This is a genomic window from Streptomyces sp. NPDC088706, assembly GCF_044752765.1.
Taxonomy (GTDB): Bacteria; Actinomycetota; Actinomycetes; order Streptomycetales; family Streptomycetaceae; genus Streptomyces.
In genome coordinates this window covers 1-16,242 of record NZ_JBIVLW010000022.1, presented here as the reverse complement: position 1 = coordinate 16,242, position 16,242 = coordinate 1, and the positions used below count along the sequence as shown (strand labels likewise).

The window sequence follows — 16,242 nt, the reverse complement described above, 5'->3', positions numbered from 1 at the left end:
CGTGGCCGCTGCCGCAGCCGATCACCCGGACGAAGGGCATGGCGAACGCCGGTCCGAAACCTGCCCAGTTGAGGTCCTGCGGGCGGCGGCCCGCGCTGCCGCTCCGGCGTCACACGGGCACGGACGGGTCGTTCCAGTCCCAGGGCAGACAGCACCGCTCGGCCAGGGATTGCTGCTGCTCGTCGTCGGCGTGGATGAGCGCCGTCACCGGCCTGCCCGGCTCGCCCATCTGCGCTACCGGCGGCATGCACCGGTGATGCTGGTGCAGCCACTGTGCCACTGGGATCCGCCACGTCCCGGGCGGCAGTTCAAGCACATCGGCCATCTGCGCCAGGCGCTCGAGCAGCTGCGCCTCGGCCACAGCCCATGGCCCGCCGGGTCGCATCGCGCGCTGCCGCTCGTAGTCCAGCAGAGCGCGGGCCACTTCGAGTGCCTCCGGGTGCATCCACAGCCACGCCGACTCCAGGCTGCTCTCCGGCTGCCCGGCGCGCTGTGCCCGCCGCGCCCAGCACTCCACGACCGTCTTGCGCCACCACCATCCGGTGATCGCGAACGCGTCCGCGACCAGGTATGCCCCAATGGGTCCGTGTCGGTGTTCGAACCGCTGTCGCTGCCGGTGCGCCCGCACCACCTGCGCCAGCGGGGCCAGGTCCATACTGGAGCCGGACTGGCGCACATGGGTGAACTGGCCATGCCGGTCGCAGATCTTCCAGGACTCGGGCCAGACCAGCCAGATCGGCCCCCACCCGCCGCCGCGCAGCGCCACGCACCGGCTGCAGGCCGGGACCAGGTAGTGCTCCATCGGGTACCACGGCCATTCCCACCGGGCCTGCTGCCCGGGCAGCAGGTGGGTCTCGCGCAGATGAGGCAGCGCCCATTGCAGCCGTGACAGTTCCACATTCAGCATCGCGGCGAGACGCTCGGCGGCCGGAGCGCTCAAGAAGACCTCGGCCAGATGCGGCTGTACCGCCTGCTGTCCCGGCTCTCCGTCGCCCAACTCGGCCAGCAGGAAGGCGATATCCACTCCCTGAGCCGCCGCCACACGCCACAGCAGTGAGCAGTTCGACTCATGGCCGGCCAGCCGCACGGACACACGCGCCAGACTCCGGCCCCACGCCATATGACTCCCGCCCTGTCCGCCAGACATCGGCCTCGCACAGTCTTCACCCGTGCGCTGTACCTGCACAGTTACATAGCGCGGAGGAACAGAACGGGCCTGTTTCGTATGGCAGTTCACCTGATCGTGTGGCGATACCGCAGGCGGGCGGTGCGGGGGCGTTGTGCCGCGCATTCTTCCTGCAGACCCACTGACCTGCCAGAACTGCGGAGTTGGCCCGTGCAGCTTGATCTTCCCAGCGAACGCCTGTCCAGCAAGCTGTGGACCCGTCAGCGTGATGCCGCGGACTGTGTGCTCAACGCGTTCGCGATGGGACGCACACGACAGCAGGTGATCATGCCGTGCGGGACCGGAAAGACCCACCTCGCCGTCCACGTCGCCCACGAGATCACTACCAACAGCCGCAGCCTGACACTGCTGCCCACCCTGGACCTGCTGAACCAGACCGCCCGCGTCTGGTACACCGCCGGCCGCCCGGGCCGCTACCTCGGGGTCTGCTCCGACCGGCAGACCAGCGAGCCCGTCCTCGACGGCATCCTCACCATGACAGGCGACCCGGCGCAGCTGGCCCATGCCGTGCGAGACGCCGACGGCCCGGTCAACGTCTTCGCCACCTACGCCGCGCTGAAGAAGCTCCGTCTGGCCCACCATGATCATCAACTGCCCCGCTGGGACATCGCCATCGTCGATGAAGCCCACCGCACCGCCGGAGCGCGCAGCAAGGCCTGGGGCAGTATCCACGACGACGACGCCATCCCCGCCCGCCACCGCCTCTACCTCACCGCCACGCCTCGTATCTGGGACGTCAACCGGGGTATCGTCACCGAACCGATCGCTTCCATGGACGATGTGTCCCTCTACGGCACCGTCGCCTACCGCTACTCCCTGGCCGCGGCCATCCACGAAGGCAGACTCGCCGACTACCGCATCGCAGCCCCCGAGATCCACCACCCGCAGCTGCGCGCCTTCCTCACCAGCCGCACCAAGCGGGGCCGCACCCCGCAGGCCGATGCCGCGCGGGTCGCCGCAGCCCAACTGGCCCTGCTCAAAGCCCGCGAGGACCACCACATTCAGCGGGCGGTCTCCTTCAGCCGCAGCATCGCACAGTGCGACGCCCTCGCCGAAACCCTCCCGCAGACCGCGGCCGCCATCCCTGGCGGACACGCGGACGGCCTGTGGGTTTCCAGCATCCACCACAAGCACTCCCGGCAGGTGCGGCGCGAACGCATGAGCCACTTCGGGCAGGCCCCCGCAGACCAGCGCAAGGGCTCGCTCGCCGAGCTCCGCGTCCTGTGCAATGTCCGCCTGTGCGTCGAAGGCGTGGACTTCCCGCTGGCCGACTCCGTGCTGTTCGCCGACCCCAAGCAGTCCACCATCGACATCATCCAGGCCATCGGACGGGCCCTGCGCATTGGCCCCGGCATGAACAAGGTCTCCACCTTGATCATCCCCGTTCTGTTCGGCCCCGGGCAACGCCCCGAAGAAGCAACCTTCGGCACGCCCTACCACCTGCTCCACCAAGTCATGATCGCGCTGCGGGCCTACGACGAGCACTACTTCTACCGCCTGCCGATCAGCGGGCGTCGCCTACTCATCTCCACCCCCGACTACGCCATCCGACCCGCACGCGCCCTGGAGATCGCCCCCCACCTGATGCTGCGCATCATGGAACCCGAACCAGACATCTGGGACGCCGGGATGGCCGCTGGACGGGCCTTCCACACCGCGCACGGGCATCTCGACGTCCCCAGCAACCACATCACCGACGACGGGTTCCATCTCGGCTGCTGGCTCGGCTATCAGCGCGCCCTCAAAGCCGCCGGACACCTGCCCGCCGCCCGTGTCGCCGCACTGGCCACCTTCAACATCACCTGGCGCCACGACCCGGACAGCACCGAGGCCTTCCTCGAAACCGCCCAGGCCTACGCACGCGAGCACGGCCACCTCCTTCCCCACGACCCGCAGGAGACCTACCTGCGCCGCCCCCTCGCGCAGTGGCTCCTGCAGCAGCGCCGCCAGGACGACGCAGGCACCCTGCCCGACCCTTACCGACGCGCCCTGCGTGACATCGACCGCTGGTGGAACCCTCACTGGTCCGACGCGTGGCAGCGCATCCTGGCACGGGTCCGCGACAGCACGTCGCCTCCCGTCATCACCCCCGGCCCTCTGCCCGGTGACGCAGACCACGTAACCCGATGGCTCGACCGGCAGTTCGACATGTTCCCCACCCTGGCCAAGGAGCAGCGCCAGCAACTGGCGGCACTGCCGTTCAAGGACAGCCCGCTGGCCCTGGCGCTCCGTCGCACCCCCACCAACCACTTCGCAGGCGGCCTGCGCGCCGCCCGGCACTTCTACCGCCAGCACCACCACTTGCAGGTCCCGCCCGACTTCCACGCCGGCGAAGGCGACCGACGCTTCCCGCTCGGCCCATGGATCACCGACCTGCGTGCCCAGGCCCGCCAAGGTGCCCTCAGCAGCGAGGAGATCGCATCCTTGGAGGCACTGGCCATGGAGTGGACACCGGCTTGCCAGCGTGCACAGACGCCGCCGGCACCGCTTCCATCAACACAGACCCCCGTCACGAGCAATTCCGCGGCTGGGGAGGAACCGGTTCTCCAGGACATTGCCGCGTTGGTGGGTGCGCACGACCCGGTGTTTTGGACGGCCGAGAGCGAGCCGCCACCGGGCCTGGCTCCGATGATCTTCGGCGGGGGTGGCCGCCGGACGCTGATCAGCATGCCCGCCGGGGCAGGCAAGACCACCACCATCGCGTCCGCCGTGCTTGAACTCGCTCCGGAAACCTGCCTGATCCTCGGCCCGGATGTGCTCTACCTCCGCAAAGCCGCCGCCACCTGGCGGAAAGTGGGCGACAGGCCGCAGGCGGGCCTGGGCTTCGGCCCGCACGGTGGTGCCCGTCTGACCAGCGCTGCCGATCTGGCCGACTGGATCAGACAGCAGCCGCCCGGAGCGCTGGTGTTCGCCCGCTACGCAGATGCCCCACTGGTCGCCGACAGCCACCGTCACCACGACCTGCCTGCCTGGGGACACCTCGTCGTCGAAGAAGCGCACCGCACGGCGGAGGGCATCATCACGCCGGAACACCCCTATGCCGGCATCCACTACGACGACCGCATCCTGGCCCGGCGGCGCCTCTACCTGACGGCCACTCCACGCATCCCCCGCCAGATGGCACCCGGCCTCAAGGCGCGCGACGTGGACTGGGCGGTCCACATGCCCGCACAAAAGATCTTCGGGAGTCACATCGTCCCGACGAGCCGGCAGGCGCTGGAGGACGAAGAACTGCTGGCGCCCTGCCAGCTGGCGGTGGTCCGCGTCCGCAGAAACCCCGCCTCGCGGCGTCCGCGGCAATGGTCCACCGAAGCCAACGCAACCGCGCAGATCATCGAACGGCTCCGGCTGCGCCGTGTCGCGGCCGTACTGGCCACGAGGGACGAGGCCCAGAAGTTCGGCATGCAGCTGGCGGTGGACATGCTCGACGCGGCGATCCTTCTGGAGGGCGACCCGCCGGCAGGGCGGTACGCACACGGCCAGCCGGTCATCCGCTGCGTATACAGGAGTTACAACCCGTTGCCCCGCGACCTTGACGCCCTCGTGCTGCCGGACCCCAACTGCACAGCCACACAACTCGTCAACGTCCTGCGCCCGCTCATGGCACAGGATGTACGGCGTGTGGCCCGCACCAGGGTCCTCGTGCCGCACGCCGTGGACAGCGATGATGACACGCCGAGCGACCAGTCCCTCCTCGTCCAGCGCGTCACCGCCGCCTTCTGGGCGCACGACCCCACAGAGCCCATCGCCCCACCGCGCTGAGCAGGGCCGTGACACCTGTCGGCCTCATCGCCCCGTCGCCCCCGCCAGTGGTGAAGGTGTAGCGGCCGTCGGCTTCGGTGAGCGTCGACTTTCGGATTACGGTCCTGGGGACCGGAGGCGGAGGGCTTCCGCCCGCATCGGCGAGGACTTCACCGAACCCATCGACCAGGAAGAACCGACCGCGTTCCGAGGCTGGGCGAGCTCTAGGCGATGGTGGCGTTGAAGAAGATGATGCCTGCGCCGCAGGCACTTGCGCCGGTCAGTACGGCCATGGCCGGGTCGGCATCTCCGAGCGCGGCCACGGTTCCGGCGCCGATACCCACGAGCACGCCCAAAAGCAGGATGAGGGCAGAGCGTTGGCTCAGCAGCGGGTCTCGGTCGTTGTGCAAATGCGACTCCCAGGATCGTGCGCGCAATGGCGGTACGGCGCCACCACCGCAGTTGAACATCAATAGTAGCATAGGTGAGAGTTATTGAGGAAGGGTGAGTTTTTGAGGGTCGGGGCGGTGCCGACCGCTCAGCGTCGGCGGAGTGTCTGAAGGAGTTCACCACTGTCGTCGAGAGCCCAAAAGCCCCAGCCGTTGCGGTTCGGCTTCACGTGCGGCTTGAGGGCCTGCAGGACCGCGCTGGCCGCCCCGCTGGGGGTGCGGTACGTGCCGGCTGCCGGGCCCTCGGTGATCGTGAGCGCCTGGGTTGCGGGATCGTACAGGCCGGGTACGTGTACTCCGTCGTAAATGGCATGGACGGCAACCCGGTTGCTTGCGGGTGCTGATGGGGCTGCGGCGGGGGAGGGGTGCTGGAAGTGACCGACCAGCCGGCGCACCGCCTCCCCGGGGGTGACGTCCCAGGCGCGGGCGAGCAGGGTGATCTGGGTGTGGGTGACATCGTCCACCGTGATGTTCTTGGGCATGGGGGCAGTCTACATCCAAATGAGAGAATGTGAGGAAAAGTGAGATACCCGCTTCTGCTGGCCGGTCAGCGGCGTAGATCAGGAGCGCGTTGCGGCCCTGTGTTTCCCCAGCGATGCCTGCCTGATCCCGGACGGGGGCGCCGCCGGCCGGGCGCTATGCAGCAGGCAACGCCGGAATCCGCCGAGTAGGTGCCGGCGCTCACCTACCTGCTCGCCGGACTGAGGTCATGGAGTCGTTGCGGACGCTGTGGATGATCTTCAAAGCCAAGTCGAAGTCGACGCCATGGAAGTACTCGCCTATCGCCATGGATCCCTCAAGCCCCTCCAGCGCATCTAGGGATTTAGCCTCCCAGTCGCGGGCGTTGGTTACCGGCCTCGATATCCAGGCCCGCACCATGACCGTGTGGTGAGCCAGGCTGACCCGCTCCAGGGACTTGATGCGCGCAGTGGCAGTCCTGCCAGTCCTGCCGGTTTGCCCTGGTCGTGAGCTGGTGAACCCGACCTTTAGGCCTGGCCCGGGTCCTACGAAGCCGAGGGCGTAGATTCGCTCGCCGGGCGCATCCAAGGGCGCGCCTGCCATCTCCAGTTCTGCCCAGGCCAGGCGGTTCGCCTGCCGCAAATCGTCGGCAGTAACTTCCGGTACCACCTGCGGCAGTTGTGCGTACGCCTGCATCACTCGCTGCCGTGCGGCAGCGGCTTCTTCTCGGTTCATCATGCGGGGCAGTGTGTCGGGCAGGACTGACAGTCACGGGCCGCCGGGCACTGTTACGCGAAGCAGATCTCGGGCTTGCCCATGAGGGGTCGGACGCCCCCATGCAGCCGTTGAGGAACCCCCTCGGGTCGCGTCCCCTGTCGTGGTGTAGGCGATCAAGCCCTGCCTCCCTCCTTCCTGAGGTCGACGTACTCGGCGTCGCCGCGGGCGACCGGCCGATAGTCGCTGGCCACGTCTCCACCGCCCCAACTGGCGTGTCAGCAAAGGCGATCAGTTTCGTGACCTGGGCATTCCGCTAGCTTGATCGGCTACACCACTTGGCGGGACGCCATCTGGGGGAGGGCGGTCACAGAGAGCTGGGGTGGCGCTTGTTGCCTTGGACGCGGAGCATGATGAGCGTGCGGGGCCGGGGGTCGCCCGCGGGGCCGGGGAAGGTGCGGACGTGGGCGCAGGCTGGCAGGGAGGCCAGGCCGTCTGGTTTGTCGGTGAGGTCCAGGACGACGAAGAAGTTGATGGGACGCCCGCTGACCTGGTAGGAGACGGCCTGAGGCCCGTAGCTATCCGCGAGTGCGTCCCAGGTGATGTCCTTCCAGTCGCGTTTCAGCTCCATGGTGATCAGCTCGTCGTGAGGGCGCCACGCAACGTCGACCCGGCCGGCGCCGACGTTGTCCACTTCCAGCTCGACTCGCAGGCCTACCCCGCGCAGGAAGTCACGCAGGTCCTTGCCGAGTTCCTTCTCCCGGGGCCTATCGGCGCCGGGCGGGATCTCGCGCAGGTAGGCGCGGGCGTCGCCGCCGTACTTCTGTGTCTCGGACAGGCGCAGGTCCATGAACCGCAACAGGTAGATCAGCAGGGTGTCGATGTCGGCGGCGAACTGTCCGCTGTAGCCGTCGGGGCACTGCTGGCTGAGCTGCTGCTGCGCCCACCGGTAGGTGCTGGCGATGATCGGTACTTCGTCGACGGGCTCGCGGGCGGCTCGTGCTTCGAGCATGGCGGTGATGCGTTCGTTGAGGTCGGGTTCTACCGCCAGGCGTGCGGTGATGCGCTGGGCGCTTTCTGTCCCGACAAGCCCGGCGAGCGCAACAGACGCCGGGCTGTCAGGTTTTGGGGGATGGCCCGGCCCTTCGGCCGCGAGGACTTCGCGCAGCGCCCCAGCCTGCTGACGTACCAGGGCGGTAGCGGGGTCGCCGTCGGAATCGGGGGCGGTGTGGAGTTCTTCCAGCCACTGGTCCAGGATCGCTCGTCCGCCTTCATGAGCGAGGAAGGCGCGTTCGACGCGAGGCGCCAAAAGAGCGTGCAGCCCTGCGAGGGCCGTTGCCGCAGGGACGTCAGTCCCGCCGGTACCGGCGGGGGTGAGCAGGCTCAGGGTGCGGTGGGCTGAGTAGACCGAGACCAGGTGGTTGATCAGGGCGCTGGCGTGCAGCCATGAGCCGGGCCGGTCGGCGACCTGTGCCTGTTCGAGGGAGGAGGCGAGCTGGTGCCAGGCGGCCAGGGTGTCGAAGCGGGGAGTGCGCCACGTGCTCGGCATGCCCAGCAGGTTCAGGCGGATCTCGAGGATCGCCTCCTCCAGCAGGCGGCGGGCGGAGGCGGGAACGGATGCTCCGGCGGAGTAGGCCAGGACGGCGTCGATGGCCACGCCGAACGCGGCAGCATCCGGGCGTTCTTCGTCGGAGTGGGCGTCACTGAGATGAGCGCGGGCGGTGACCAGCAGGATCCGGGCCTGCTCGGCGTCCTCGGTCTCCAGGGCGTGCCGTAGCGCCAGCATGCCCAGTTCGAAGGAGGCGTCCTCGGCGACATCGTCGACGTTCAGCAGTGACTCAAGCAGGGCCGGCACATCCGGCGCGGGCAAGTGCTCGGCCACCGCTCCGGCGACGCCTACCGCGCGGCTGGCGAAGTCGTCGTTCATCCCGGAGACCTCCCGGCGCATCCTCTTGAGCCGGTCGAGCAGTGCGTAGGGGGTGCTCGCGTCGGCCAGGACGAGGCGGGCGCTGCCCTCCAGCGCGATGCCGCCGATGAGGTCGCCGCGTTGTCGGCTGGTGTCGAGCCAGACATCCACCAGATCGTCCCCGAGTTCGGCGACGGCGGCAGGATGGCCGAGGAAGGCATCGACGACCGCTTCCAGCATTAGCGGGCTGGTGGGAGCGGCCGCGGCCTCCAGCAGGAAACTCCGACCGGTGTCACTGTGGAGAGTCTCAGAGTCCTCGACGATCAGGGCGATCAGCTCGGGCAGCTCATCCCGGGCCAGTAAGGCGCTGGTGTCGGCACTGAGCAGAGCGGCTCCGCCGAGGTCGGACAACGACGGCAGAGGCAGGTGCGCATCCAGCGCCGCCACCAGGGGGCCCAGAAGGTCCTGCTCACTGCTCACGGCTGCCTCCCTCCTGCCGGCCGGCTCTACCAGAGGCGCCGGCCCTCGGCCGCCAGACGCATATTGTCAGCGGGCACGATTTCCCTGACCTCGGCCCCCCGGGCGGTCGCGACGATCACTTGCAGTTCCGGCACCATCTCGGTCAGGGTCACCAGATCGCTCAGCATGTGCTGCAGGTCTCCGCCGTCGACTTCCTCCGCGCCTGGCGAGTCGATGAACAGCAGCCCCGGGTACCGGCCCACTCCGCTGCGGTATCCGTGCCGGAGCAGGGCGATCGTGGTCACGATCTTCAGTCGCAGCTGTTCCCCCTCGGTCAGCGAGCCGTAGCTGTGCTTCTGCCCGCCCTTCCACACCGTCAACGAGGCGTTCCCGCCGAGCTTGACCTCCTTGAGCATTTCCAGCCCCAGAGCCCGGCCCATCACGACGATGTCCTTCTCCACATCCCCAAGGACCTTCTTCAGCACCTGGGTGCGCCGGTCCATCGCGAGTTTCTCGGCGGCTGCCAGCACCGCGCCAGCCTGCTCCAGGGGCGCAAGGTCCACCGACGCGTCCAGGTCGGCGAAACGGCCACTGCGCTCCTCCACCGCTCCCTCCAGGCGGGCGACAACCAGTTCCATCTCCCGACGTTCCCGCAGGCCGGGGGAGCCCAGTGCCTCCTGCAGACGGTCTGCCGCGCCTTCCCGGTCTGCCTCGGCCTGCGACGCATGCTGCTGCGCCCGGGCCAGTTCTGCTGCCGCGCCGTCGACTGCCCGTTGGACCTCGACCAGCATCTGGCGCAGGTCAGCCGTCTGCACCCCCGACTCGTCCTCGTCCGCGCTGCTGTGCGCCTCGTGCAGATCCGAGGCGCACAGCGAGCAGTGCCCTTCCTGTTCCCTCTCCCACCGGGCCTTGTCCACGGCTGTGTCACAGCGCGGACAGACCGTGGGCATCAGGGTGTGGAAGAACGCCCGGGCCAGCGATGCCTCCTCCGCAGTATGTACAGCCGCCGCCAGGTCCCGGCGCTGCGCTTCGAGCTCGTTGTGCGTCGACCGGACGGCCAGCACGATGTCCTGAGCGGTGACCGCAGCCTGGGTGGAGGCAGCAAGTTCCGCGTACAGCTGCTGCAGGTCCGCCGCCGTACCGCCCGTCCCGTCAAGAGCCGCAAGCTGGTCCTGGGCCTGCTTCAGCCGCCGAGACAGTTCCTCCAGCTGGGCCTTGCGTGCCTCGGCGTCACCTACGGCCCGACTGCGGGCGGCTGAAAGCTGCGCCTTGACGATCTTCAGGGCGACCGCGGCCTCGACCTTCGTTGACGCCCACGGGGCGCCGAGGAACAACTCCAGCAGCCGGGTGGGAAGCCCGTGGCGCGCATCGTTGCCCAGCAGATTGCCCAGACCGGAACGGCTGATGTGCAAGGCGCTCGCATACGACGGCCATGACAGCTCGCCGGTGATGGGAGGCTCGTCCGGGCCGCCAGGAGCAGCCTGCGCTGTGCGGAGCGGCTCCAGGCCCAGCCGCTCCAGCATGAACGCGTCCATGGCCGCCTCGAAATCGGCCAGCCCGTCGAAGTCGATCAGTACGGTGCCCGACTGCGTGGACACCACATGCCCCTGCGGCAAGCCGGCCCGCACCGTCATGTCCACCAGCAGCGGCTCGCCGTCGAGTTCAAAGCCGACCTGCACAGCACGCAGCCAGTGGCGCACGTCGCGCTGCAGGCCACTGCGCCCCCGAAGACACCACAGCATGATCTCCAGGACGCTGGATTTGCCCGCCTCGTTCTTCCCCAGGGACGCAAGACACCACAGTCCCGGGCTCAGATCCCAGGAGAAGGCAAACGGCTCACCTCCCCCCTCCCCGGCCCCGGAATCCGCAGCCGGCCGGACACCGTCGAAGGCGACCGAGGTCACCAGCAGTCGATGGGGCCGCGGCGGCGCCATCTGAGGCCGAACACGGTGATGATCGAGAACCTTGCGGACCACAGGCAGCGGTTGCCGGGACTTGGCTGCGATCTCGGCCAGCCACGCTTCCACCGGCCCGGTGTCCGCCTGCTCCTCGCTCATGCCAGTCCCGCTCCAACGCCGCCGCGAGCCGTGTATGCACCCGCTCAGAGATCCCCGCGATCATCTGGCCCACCGGAGTTCCCGCATACTCCGCGTGCTCGTACTGCAGGGCCTTGAGCTCCTCAGCCGACATCCCCTCGGCCACCATCCGGACGTATGAGACCTGTTGGTCATACCAGGCCAGTACGGGAACCTCGGTGCGAAGCCGCTGCGCGAACTCCGCACCGGCAGCCAGCAAGTAGTAGTCCCGCCGCCGCACATGCGTGTCAGACGACTTACCGGCACGCACCACCTGAATCAGCCCGGGATGCCGCAGCACCGCCAGCGCATTGTTCATGGGCTCGTACGCTCCATGACGGTTCCGCAGCATCCGATACGTGTGCAGCTCAGGCTCGCGCTCCTCCAGTACCGCCCGCGCGTCCAGCAGACGCTCCTTCGTCAGCCGCCCCTGCTCGCACGCGGTAATGATCTGGTCCGCCAGATAGTCAGGGTTGCGCACAAGGAAATCCAGCTTCGCGAGCTTGCGCTGTGCCTGGATCACCCGGACCGCCGTCGGTGGAGCCCCGTCACCGGCAGCGCAGGGATCGCCCAGCCGGTCCAGGATGAGCAGCAGACGCACCGCCGTCTGCTCTCTGGTCGGCTCCACCCGCACGATCGTCACTACCACCCCCACGGGCACGACGGCGCCGAGACACTCCCCGGCGACTGCCCGTCTTGATCATAGGTACAAGTCGTCACTCAGGGGAGATCTCTGCACAACGCGCAGCAACCTATGCCGGTCGGGGGTCATCCGGTGGTGTCGTCGGCCTCCCAGTCGATGGTGCGCCGGTACTCGGGGTGGTTTTTGTCCATCTGGATGGCGGCGTGGATGGGCAGCGGGTGGCGAGTGCGGTGCTCCCACGCGAGGGCGTGGTTGCACAGCCTCGCGGTGGTCAGGGCGTAGGGGAGTGCATCGTCCCCGTCGGGCCGCTGGATGACGGCGATCTCGGTAGCGGTGAGGTTGTACCAGGTCTCGGCCTGCTGCTCCTTGTCATCGCACGCCCAGCGCCCTTGTGTGCGGCCGGACTTGGCCGAGGGGGTCTTGCCGTCCATCTGGTGGGGGCGCCGGCTCATGAGGAACGTCGTGTCGGTGTGGTCGAGCTGGAACAGCGCGTTGCTGGTCTTGTCGCCGTCGTGTTCGGTGCCGCCCTCGTCGATCTCGTGGAAGAGCGCGGGCACAGGAATGCTCGGGTCGGCGCTGGAGGTGGTGCGGATGACGGCTCGCGGCCGGTACTTGGGCGCCAGCGTGGCACCGGGCAACGCCGGCCTGCCGCCTGCCAGACCTTCGTCGTCGGGACGCAGGTCGGCGTTCTTGTTCGACAGCAGTGGCCAGACGGGGCGGGTGGAGTCACCGGAGACGTAGAGCACATAGCCACACTCCAGGCGCCGGGCCAGCTCGAACAGAGCGTGGTCGATACGGCGGGGCAGGGTGTCGTCACCGCGGCTGCCCTCGGGAATGGGTCGGCTGCGTGACAGCCCCTGGGCGCGGGCGTAGTTGAACCAGCCGCCACGGCCGCCCCGGTCGGCGGGCAGATATGCCAGGGTCTCCCAGTACTCGCCTACGGGGACGAACGCGGTGAGGACCCACATGAGCTTGGGCTCCTCGGTGCGGTGGGTGTGCTTTTCGCCGAGCTGGGCGCGCATGTGCAGGCCAAGGTGGGCGACCCGGTCCTTGAGTCCCTTGCCGGTGGAGATGGCGCGGGTCAGGCGCGGATGGACCAGTCCGGCGGAGCGCAGCATGTCGCCGATGGCCATGTGGCCGGGGAAGTCCGCGGCAAGTTCCATGCCGAGCGCCTCGAGCGGGGACTCAGCCTCCCGTGCCTTCTTCTTCGAACGCAGCTTCTTCGTGGTGGGGGTGAGGAACTGGGCGAGCACGCCGTGACGCGCGAGATGCCGGGAGACTTCCGGCTTGGCATCCAGCGTGTACGGGTCGACGGCGCCCTCCTCTCCGCGGCGGGCGGCGCGGCGCTGGCGGCCCCACTCCTTGGCGTCGTACTCGGTCTCGACCAGGGCCAGGACCCCAGTGCCCTCCGCCTGAAGCCCAGGCAGGGCATCGGTGAGCGCGCCACGCTGGTCATGGTGGCTGCCGTGGGACAGCAGCTGAGGGGCCCGGTGCAGCAATACCTCGGTGTGACAGCTGAGCTCGACGATCTCGTCGTCGGGCATCCCGGAAGCCAGGTCGGGCCGGTTGAAGTGGTAGGCCAGCAGCCGCTGCATGCGGGTACGCATCTCCTGGTGCTCGTACAGGGCCAAAATACGAAGCTTGGAGCAGCCCGCGGCGGCCATGATGTCCTTCAGGTCGACGTCGTCGAGCAGCGTGGCATCACGGCCGTATTCGGTCTTGCGGGCGGCCACCGAGAGGACCTTTGCGACCTGCCGACCGCGGACGAGATCCTGCCCGGTGACCTCGGACAGGTGGTCGGCCAGAGCGGCGACGGTGTGCAGACCAACCCCCTTGCCCAGGGGGAAGGACTTCGAGAAGGGGATCAGCGCACGGAAGGCGCCGGGCTCGCCGGACAGGTCCATGGCGCTCACGGGCAGGAACTCGGTGTCCTCGGGGTCGCGGGGGAACACGGGCTCGTCCATCAGCCGCACCCACGCATCCAGAGCCAGGCGGCTGGTGTGCTCAAGGTGGGTGTACTTTCCCTTGCCACCCAGGTTCAGACAGAGCAGCGGCCGGCTGGGGGAGCGCGGCGCCCACCAAGCGGTACGGGCACCGTTGATCTGGTTGCTCAGCCTGGAAACGCGGGGTGTCATGACCACCAGCGGTACGGGCAGCGAGTGCAGCGACTTCATCGCTACTTCCACCCGCAGCGCGGCGTAGTGCCGCCTGACCTTCCACTCCTCCGGCGCCTGGGACTCATCCGCAGCGCTCTTGGGGCTGTCGTTTTTCTTGTCCTTGGCGGGGCGGGCGTCGAGCCAGTTGTTCGACCACAGGTGGTCGGTGTCCCAGACCATGACGTTGTTCTCGGTGTCCGGGCGCAGCGCGATGGTGCGGCCGTCGACCGGCAAAGCGGTCTTGGCCACCAGAGAGGCAAGGTTCGAGCTGGCCGCGTCCCACACCCAGCCGTCCGCGTCCACAGCACGGCGGCCGTGGCGGACGTGGTCCCATACCGCCACGTGTTCGGGCTCTACCGAGGCGAACAGGTCGGCGAGGTTGCTGTTGTAGGCCAGGGAGATCTCCTCCGCCGGTGTCTGCAGCAGGGCCTGCTCCCACAAGGCCACCGCGGCCCGCAGATGCGCCGCAGGCAGCTTCTTGGATAGCGCGAGGAACTGAGGCGGCTTGCTCTTGCTGGTGGGATTCAGCGTGGCGCTGGTGGCGCCGCTGGCGCGCAGCACTGTCAGCAGTCCGGCATAGGGCAGGTTGGCCTTCGAGCCGGTCTTGCCGAGGTAGATGCTGCGCAGCTTTTTCCACTCGTGCTCGATCTTGTCCGGGAAGCGGTACAGCCAGACGGTGCCCATCAGGTCGCTGGTCAACGGTGCGGCCAGCATGGACATGCGGGTGTCATTCGACGGCATTACTCAAGTCCTTCATCGTCCAGGTCCGGGGCGGGAATCAACGTGACGGGGTTGGGCAGCAGGTCCCCGCTGTGGGCGAGGTCGAGCCAGGCGGTGAGGGTGGAGCCGTAAACGCGGCGCAGGATGTCCTGCTCGTCGGTGTCGAGCTGGTCGTAGTAGGAGCGCAGGAGGCGGGGGAAGTCGCAGCCCAGCTGCTGGTTGAAGAAGGCGTGGTCGACCAGGTAGAGCTCAACAGGGGTGCCGCCGCGCCGCGCGCGCCCGGCTAGCTGGATGAGCTCGACGAGGATGCCCGCCAGCACCTCGGTCTTGAGGAACTTCGGCATGCGGGAGAACCGCGGGTCGGTGCGCAGCAGCAACTCCCGTTGGCGGATGGCCGCAGTGCGCTGGGAGGCGAGCATCCCCGCAGGGTCGGCGCTGACGGTACCGGCGGCGACGCCGCAGGCGTTGATGCTTGCGTACATCACGGACGGTTCGTGCAGGTGCGTGATGGGGCGTACCCCTACCCACACCGAGGCGAGCGCCGAGCGGTCGGTGTGCGGGATGAGGATGTTCAGGCCGCGGGAGACCACCGACAGCGGTGCGCAGATCACCTTCACCCTCGGGTGGGTGGCGGGCAGGTCTTCGAGTTCGTCGATGGTCACCCGCACCACACCCTCGGGCAGTACCACGGCCGCTCTGGAGGAGGACGAGTTGTTGCTGACGAGGACCGCGACCCATTCCGGGCGGCCGCACGCGGCCGCGATCCCGGCGGCCATCACCTCCGCGTGGAAGTAGGAGTTCCCGGCCAGCAGGGCTAGCTCCCGCAGCGGGTCGTTGCGGGCGACCTTCTCCAAATGCGTCGACAACTGGGTATGCCACAGCCGCTCGGCGAGCTTGCGCAGCTCGGAGGGCTTGCGTCTCTCCTCCATGCCGCCGATCGAGATCGGCTGCCAGCCGATATCGGTGGCCGACACGCTCCCGGCGTGGGCGGTGACCGCACCGACCGCAGCATCGGTCATTACGTAGGCGGGCAGGGTGTGCACGTGCTGCAGGGCGGCCTTGGGGAAGAACGCGGTGGCGGACAGGCCCAAGATGCTGCGCCGCACCCCGGCCGTCGCCAGGGCGACGGTGTCGCCGAGGCGGACAGTGGAGGTGTGCGGGTCGCCGCCCAGAGACTGCAGCGACAGCCGGCCGGTCCCGCCGGCGTTCTTGTCGAGTTTGAACCCGTACAGGTTCTGCCCCAGCGGCCCATAGGGAATCGGCTCATCGCGGGGGATCAACCCCATCGTGGACACCAGGTCAGTTGCCGCATTCAGCTCCCCCAGCAGCGGCAGGAGCGACCACTTCAAGGTATGCAGCTCGTTGTGGAGCGCACCGAGCCAGGCCCGCACCAGCAGATCATTGACCAGCGCGGCGCGCCGGGAGGCGGGCACATGGAAGGGCGCACCAGCCAGGATGCGAGAGATGGAATCCTTGAAGACCGCGAGCTTTCTGCTGCGGCGAGTGCCCTGGACCTTGCCGACCAGAGCCTGGCGGATCTGCTCGGCAAGCGGCTGCCAGCCCTCCGGCACCTCGGCGTCCGTCTGCTCACCCGGGAAGAGCGCCAGATAGGCCTGGTGGACTCCTTCACCGACCTCGGCATCCGGTGAGGCGCCCGTCAGGATGCGACACAGCTCGGCGTCCTTCTTGCCCACCATGTACCAGCCGGAGCCGGGACGGTTCTGGCGCTCCTGC

10 protein-coding genes are annotated in these 16,242 nt (G+C 68.5%); 1 reads left to right on the top strand and 9 read right to left on the bottom strand.

The window, feature by feature from the left end:
* Positions 1–109: 109 nt before the first annotated feature.
* Entirely contained in the window at positions 110–1,024 is a 915-nt protein-coding gene (locus ACIQAK_RS30400; RefSeq protein ID WP_401366702.1) for a hypothetical protein, read from the bottom strand.
* Between the two features lie 312 nt (positions 1,025–1,336).
* Between ACIQAK_RS30400 and ACIQAK_RS30395 the strand changes: the two genes are divergently transcribed.
* A complete protein-coding gene (locus ACIQAK_RS30395; protein WP_366388996.1) occupies positions 1,337–4,948 on the top strand; it encodes a Helicase associated domain protein in 3,612 nt (1,203 codons plus the stop codon).
* Between the two features lie 203 nt (positions 4,949–5,151).
* Here ACIQAK_RS30395 and ACIQAK_RS30390 read toward each other — a convergent pair whose 3' ends face one another.
* The 8 genes from ACIQAK_RS30390 to ACIQAK_RS30355 all read right to left on the bottom strand — a co-directional run.
* Positions 5,152–5,397 carry a hypothetical protein gene (locus tag ACIQAK_RS30390; RefSeq protein ID WP_366388995.1) on the bottom strand — a complete coding sequence of 82 codons (246 nt, stop codon included), beginning with the start codon at positions 5,395–5,397 and terminating at the stop codon, positions 5,152–5,154.
* Between the two features lie 68 nt (positions 5,398–5,465).
* Positions 5,466–5,858: a hypothetical protein gene (locus tag ACIQAK_RS30385; RefSeq protein WP_366388994.1), complete on the bottom strand. Its 393-nt coding sequence runs from the start codon at positions 5,856–5,858 to the stop codon at positions 5,466–5,468.
* A 199-nt stretch (positions 5,859–6,057) separates the two neighbouring features.
* Positions 6,058–6,573 carry a hypothetical protein gene (locus ACIQAK_RS30380; protein ID WP_366388993.1) on the bottom strand — a complete coding sequence of 172 codons (516 nt, stop codon included), beginning with the start codon at positions 6,571–6,573 and terminating at the stop codon, positions 6,058–6,060.
* A 343-nt stretch (positions 6,574–6,916) separates the two neighbouring features.
* Complete coding sequence (locus ACIQAK_RS30375) at positions 6,917–8,935, bottom strand: hypothetical protein (RefSeq protein WP_366388992.1); 2,019 nt, start codon at positions 8,933–8,935, stop codon at positions 6,917–6,919.
* A 26-nt stretch (positions 8,936–8,961) separates the two neighbouring features.
* On the bottom strand, positions 8,962–10,818 hold the full coding sequence (locus ACIQAK_RS30370) for a hypothetical protein (protein WP_366388991.1): 1,857 nt from the start codon (positions 10,816–10,818) through the stop codon (positions 8,962–8,964).
* Positions 10,751–11,632 carry a hypothetical protein gene (locus ACIQAK_RS30365; protein WP_366388990.1) on the bottom strand — a complete coding sequence of 294 codons (882 nt, stop codon included), beginning with the start codon at positions 11,630–11,632 and terminating at the stop codon, positions 10,751–10,753. Before ACIQAK_RS30365 ends, ACIQAK_RS30370 begins: the two co-directional genes overlap by 68 nt.
* A gap of 125 nt (positions 11,633–11,757) precedes the next feature.
* Entirely contained in the window at positions 11,758–14,529 is a 2,772-nt protein-coding gene (locus ACIQAK_RS30360; protein WP_366388989.1) for an RNaseH domain-containing protein, read from the bottom strand.
* On the bottom strand, positions 14,529–16,242 hold a 1,714-nt coding region (locus ACIQAK_RS30355; RefSeq protein ID WP_401849460.1), incomplete at its 5' end, for a hypothetical protein. The genes ACIQAK_RS30355 and ACIQAK_RS30360, both read right to left, overlap by 1 nt.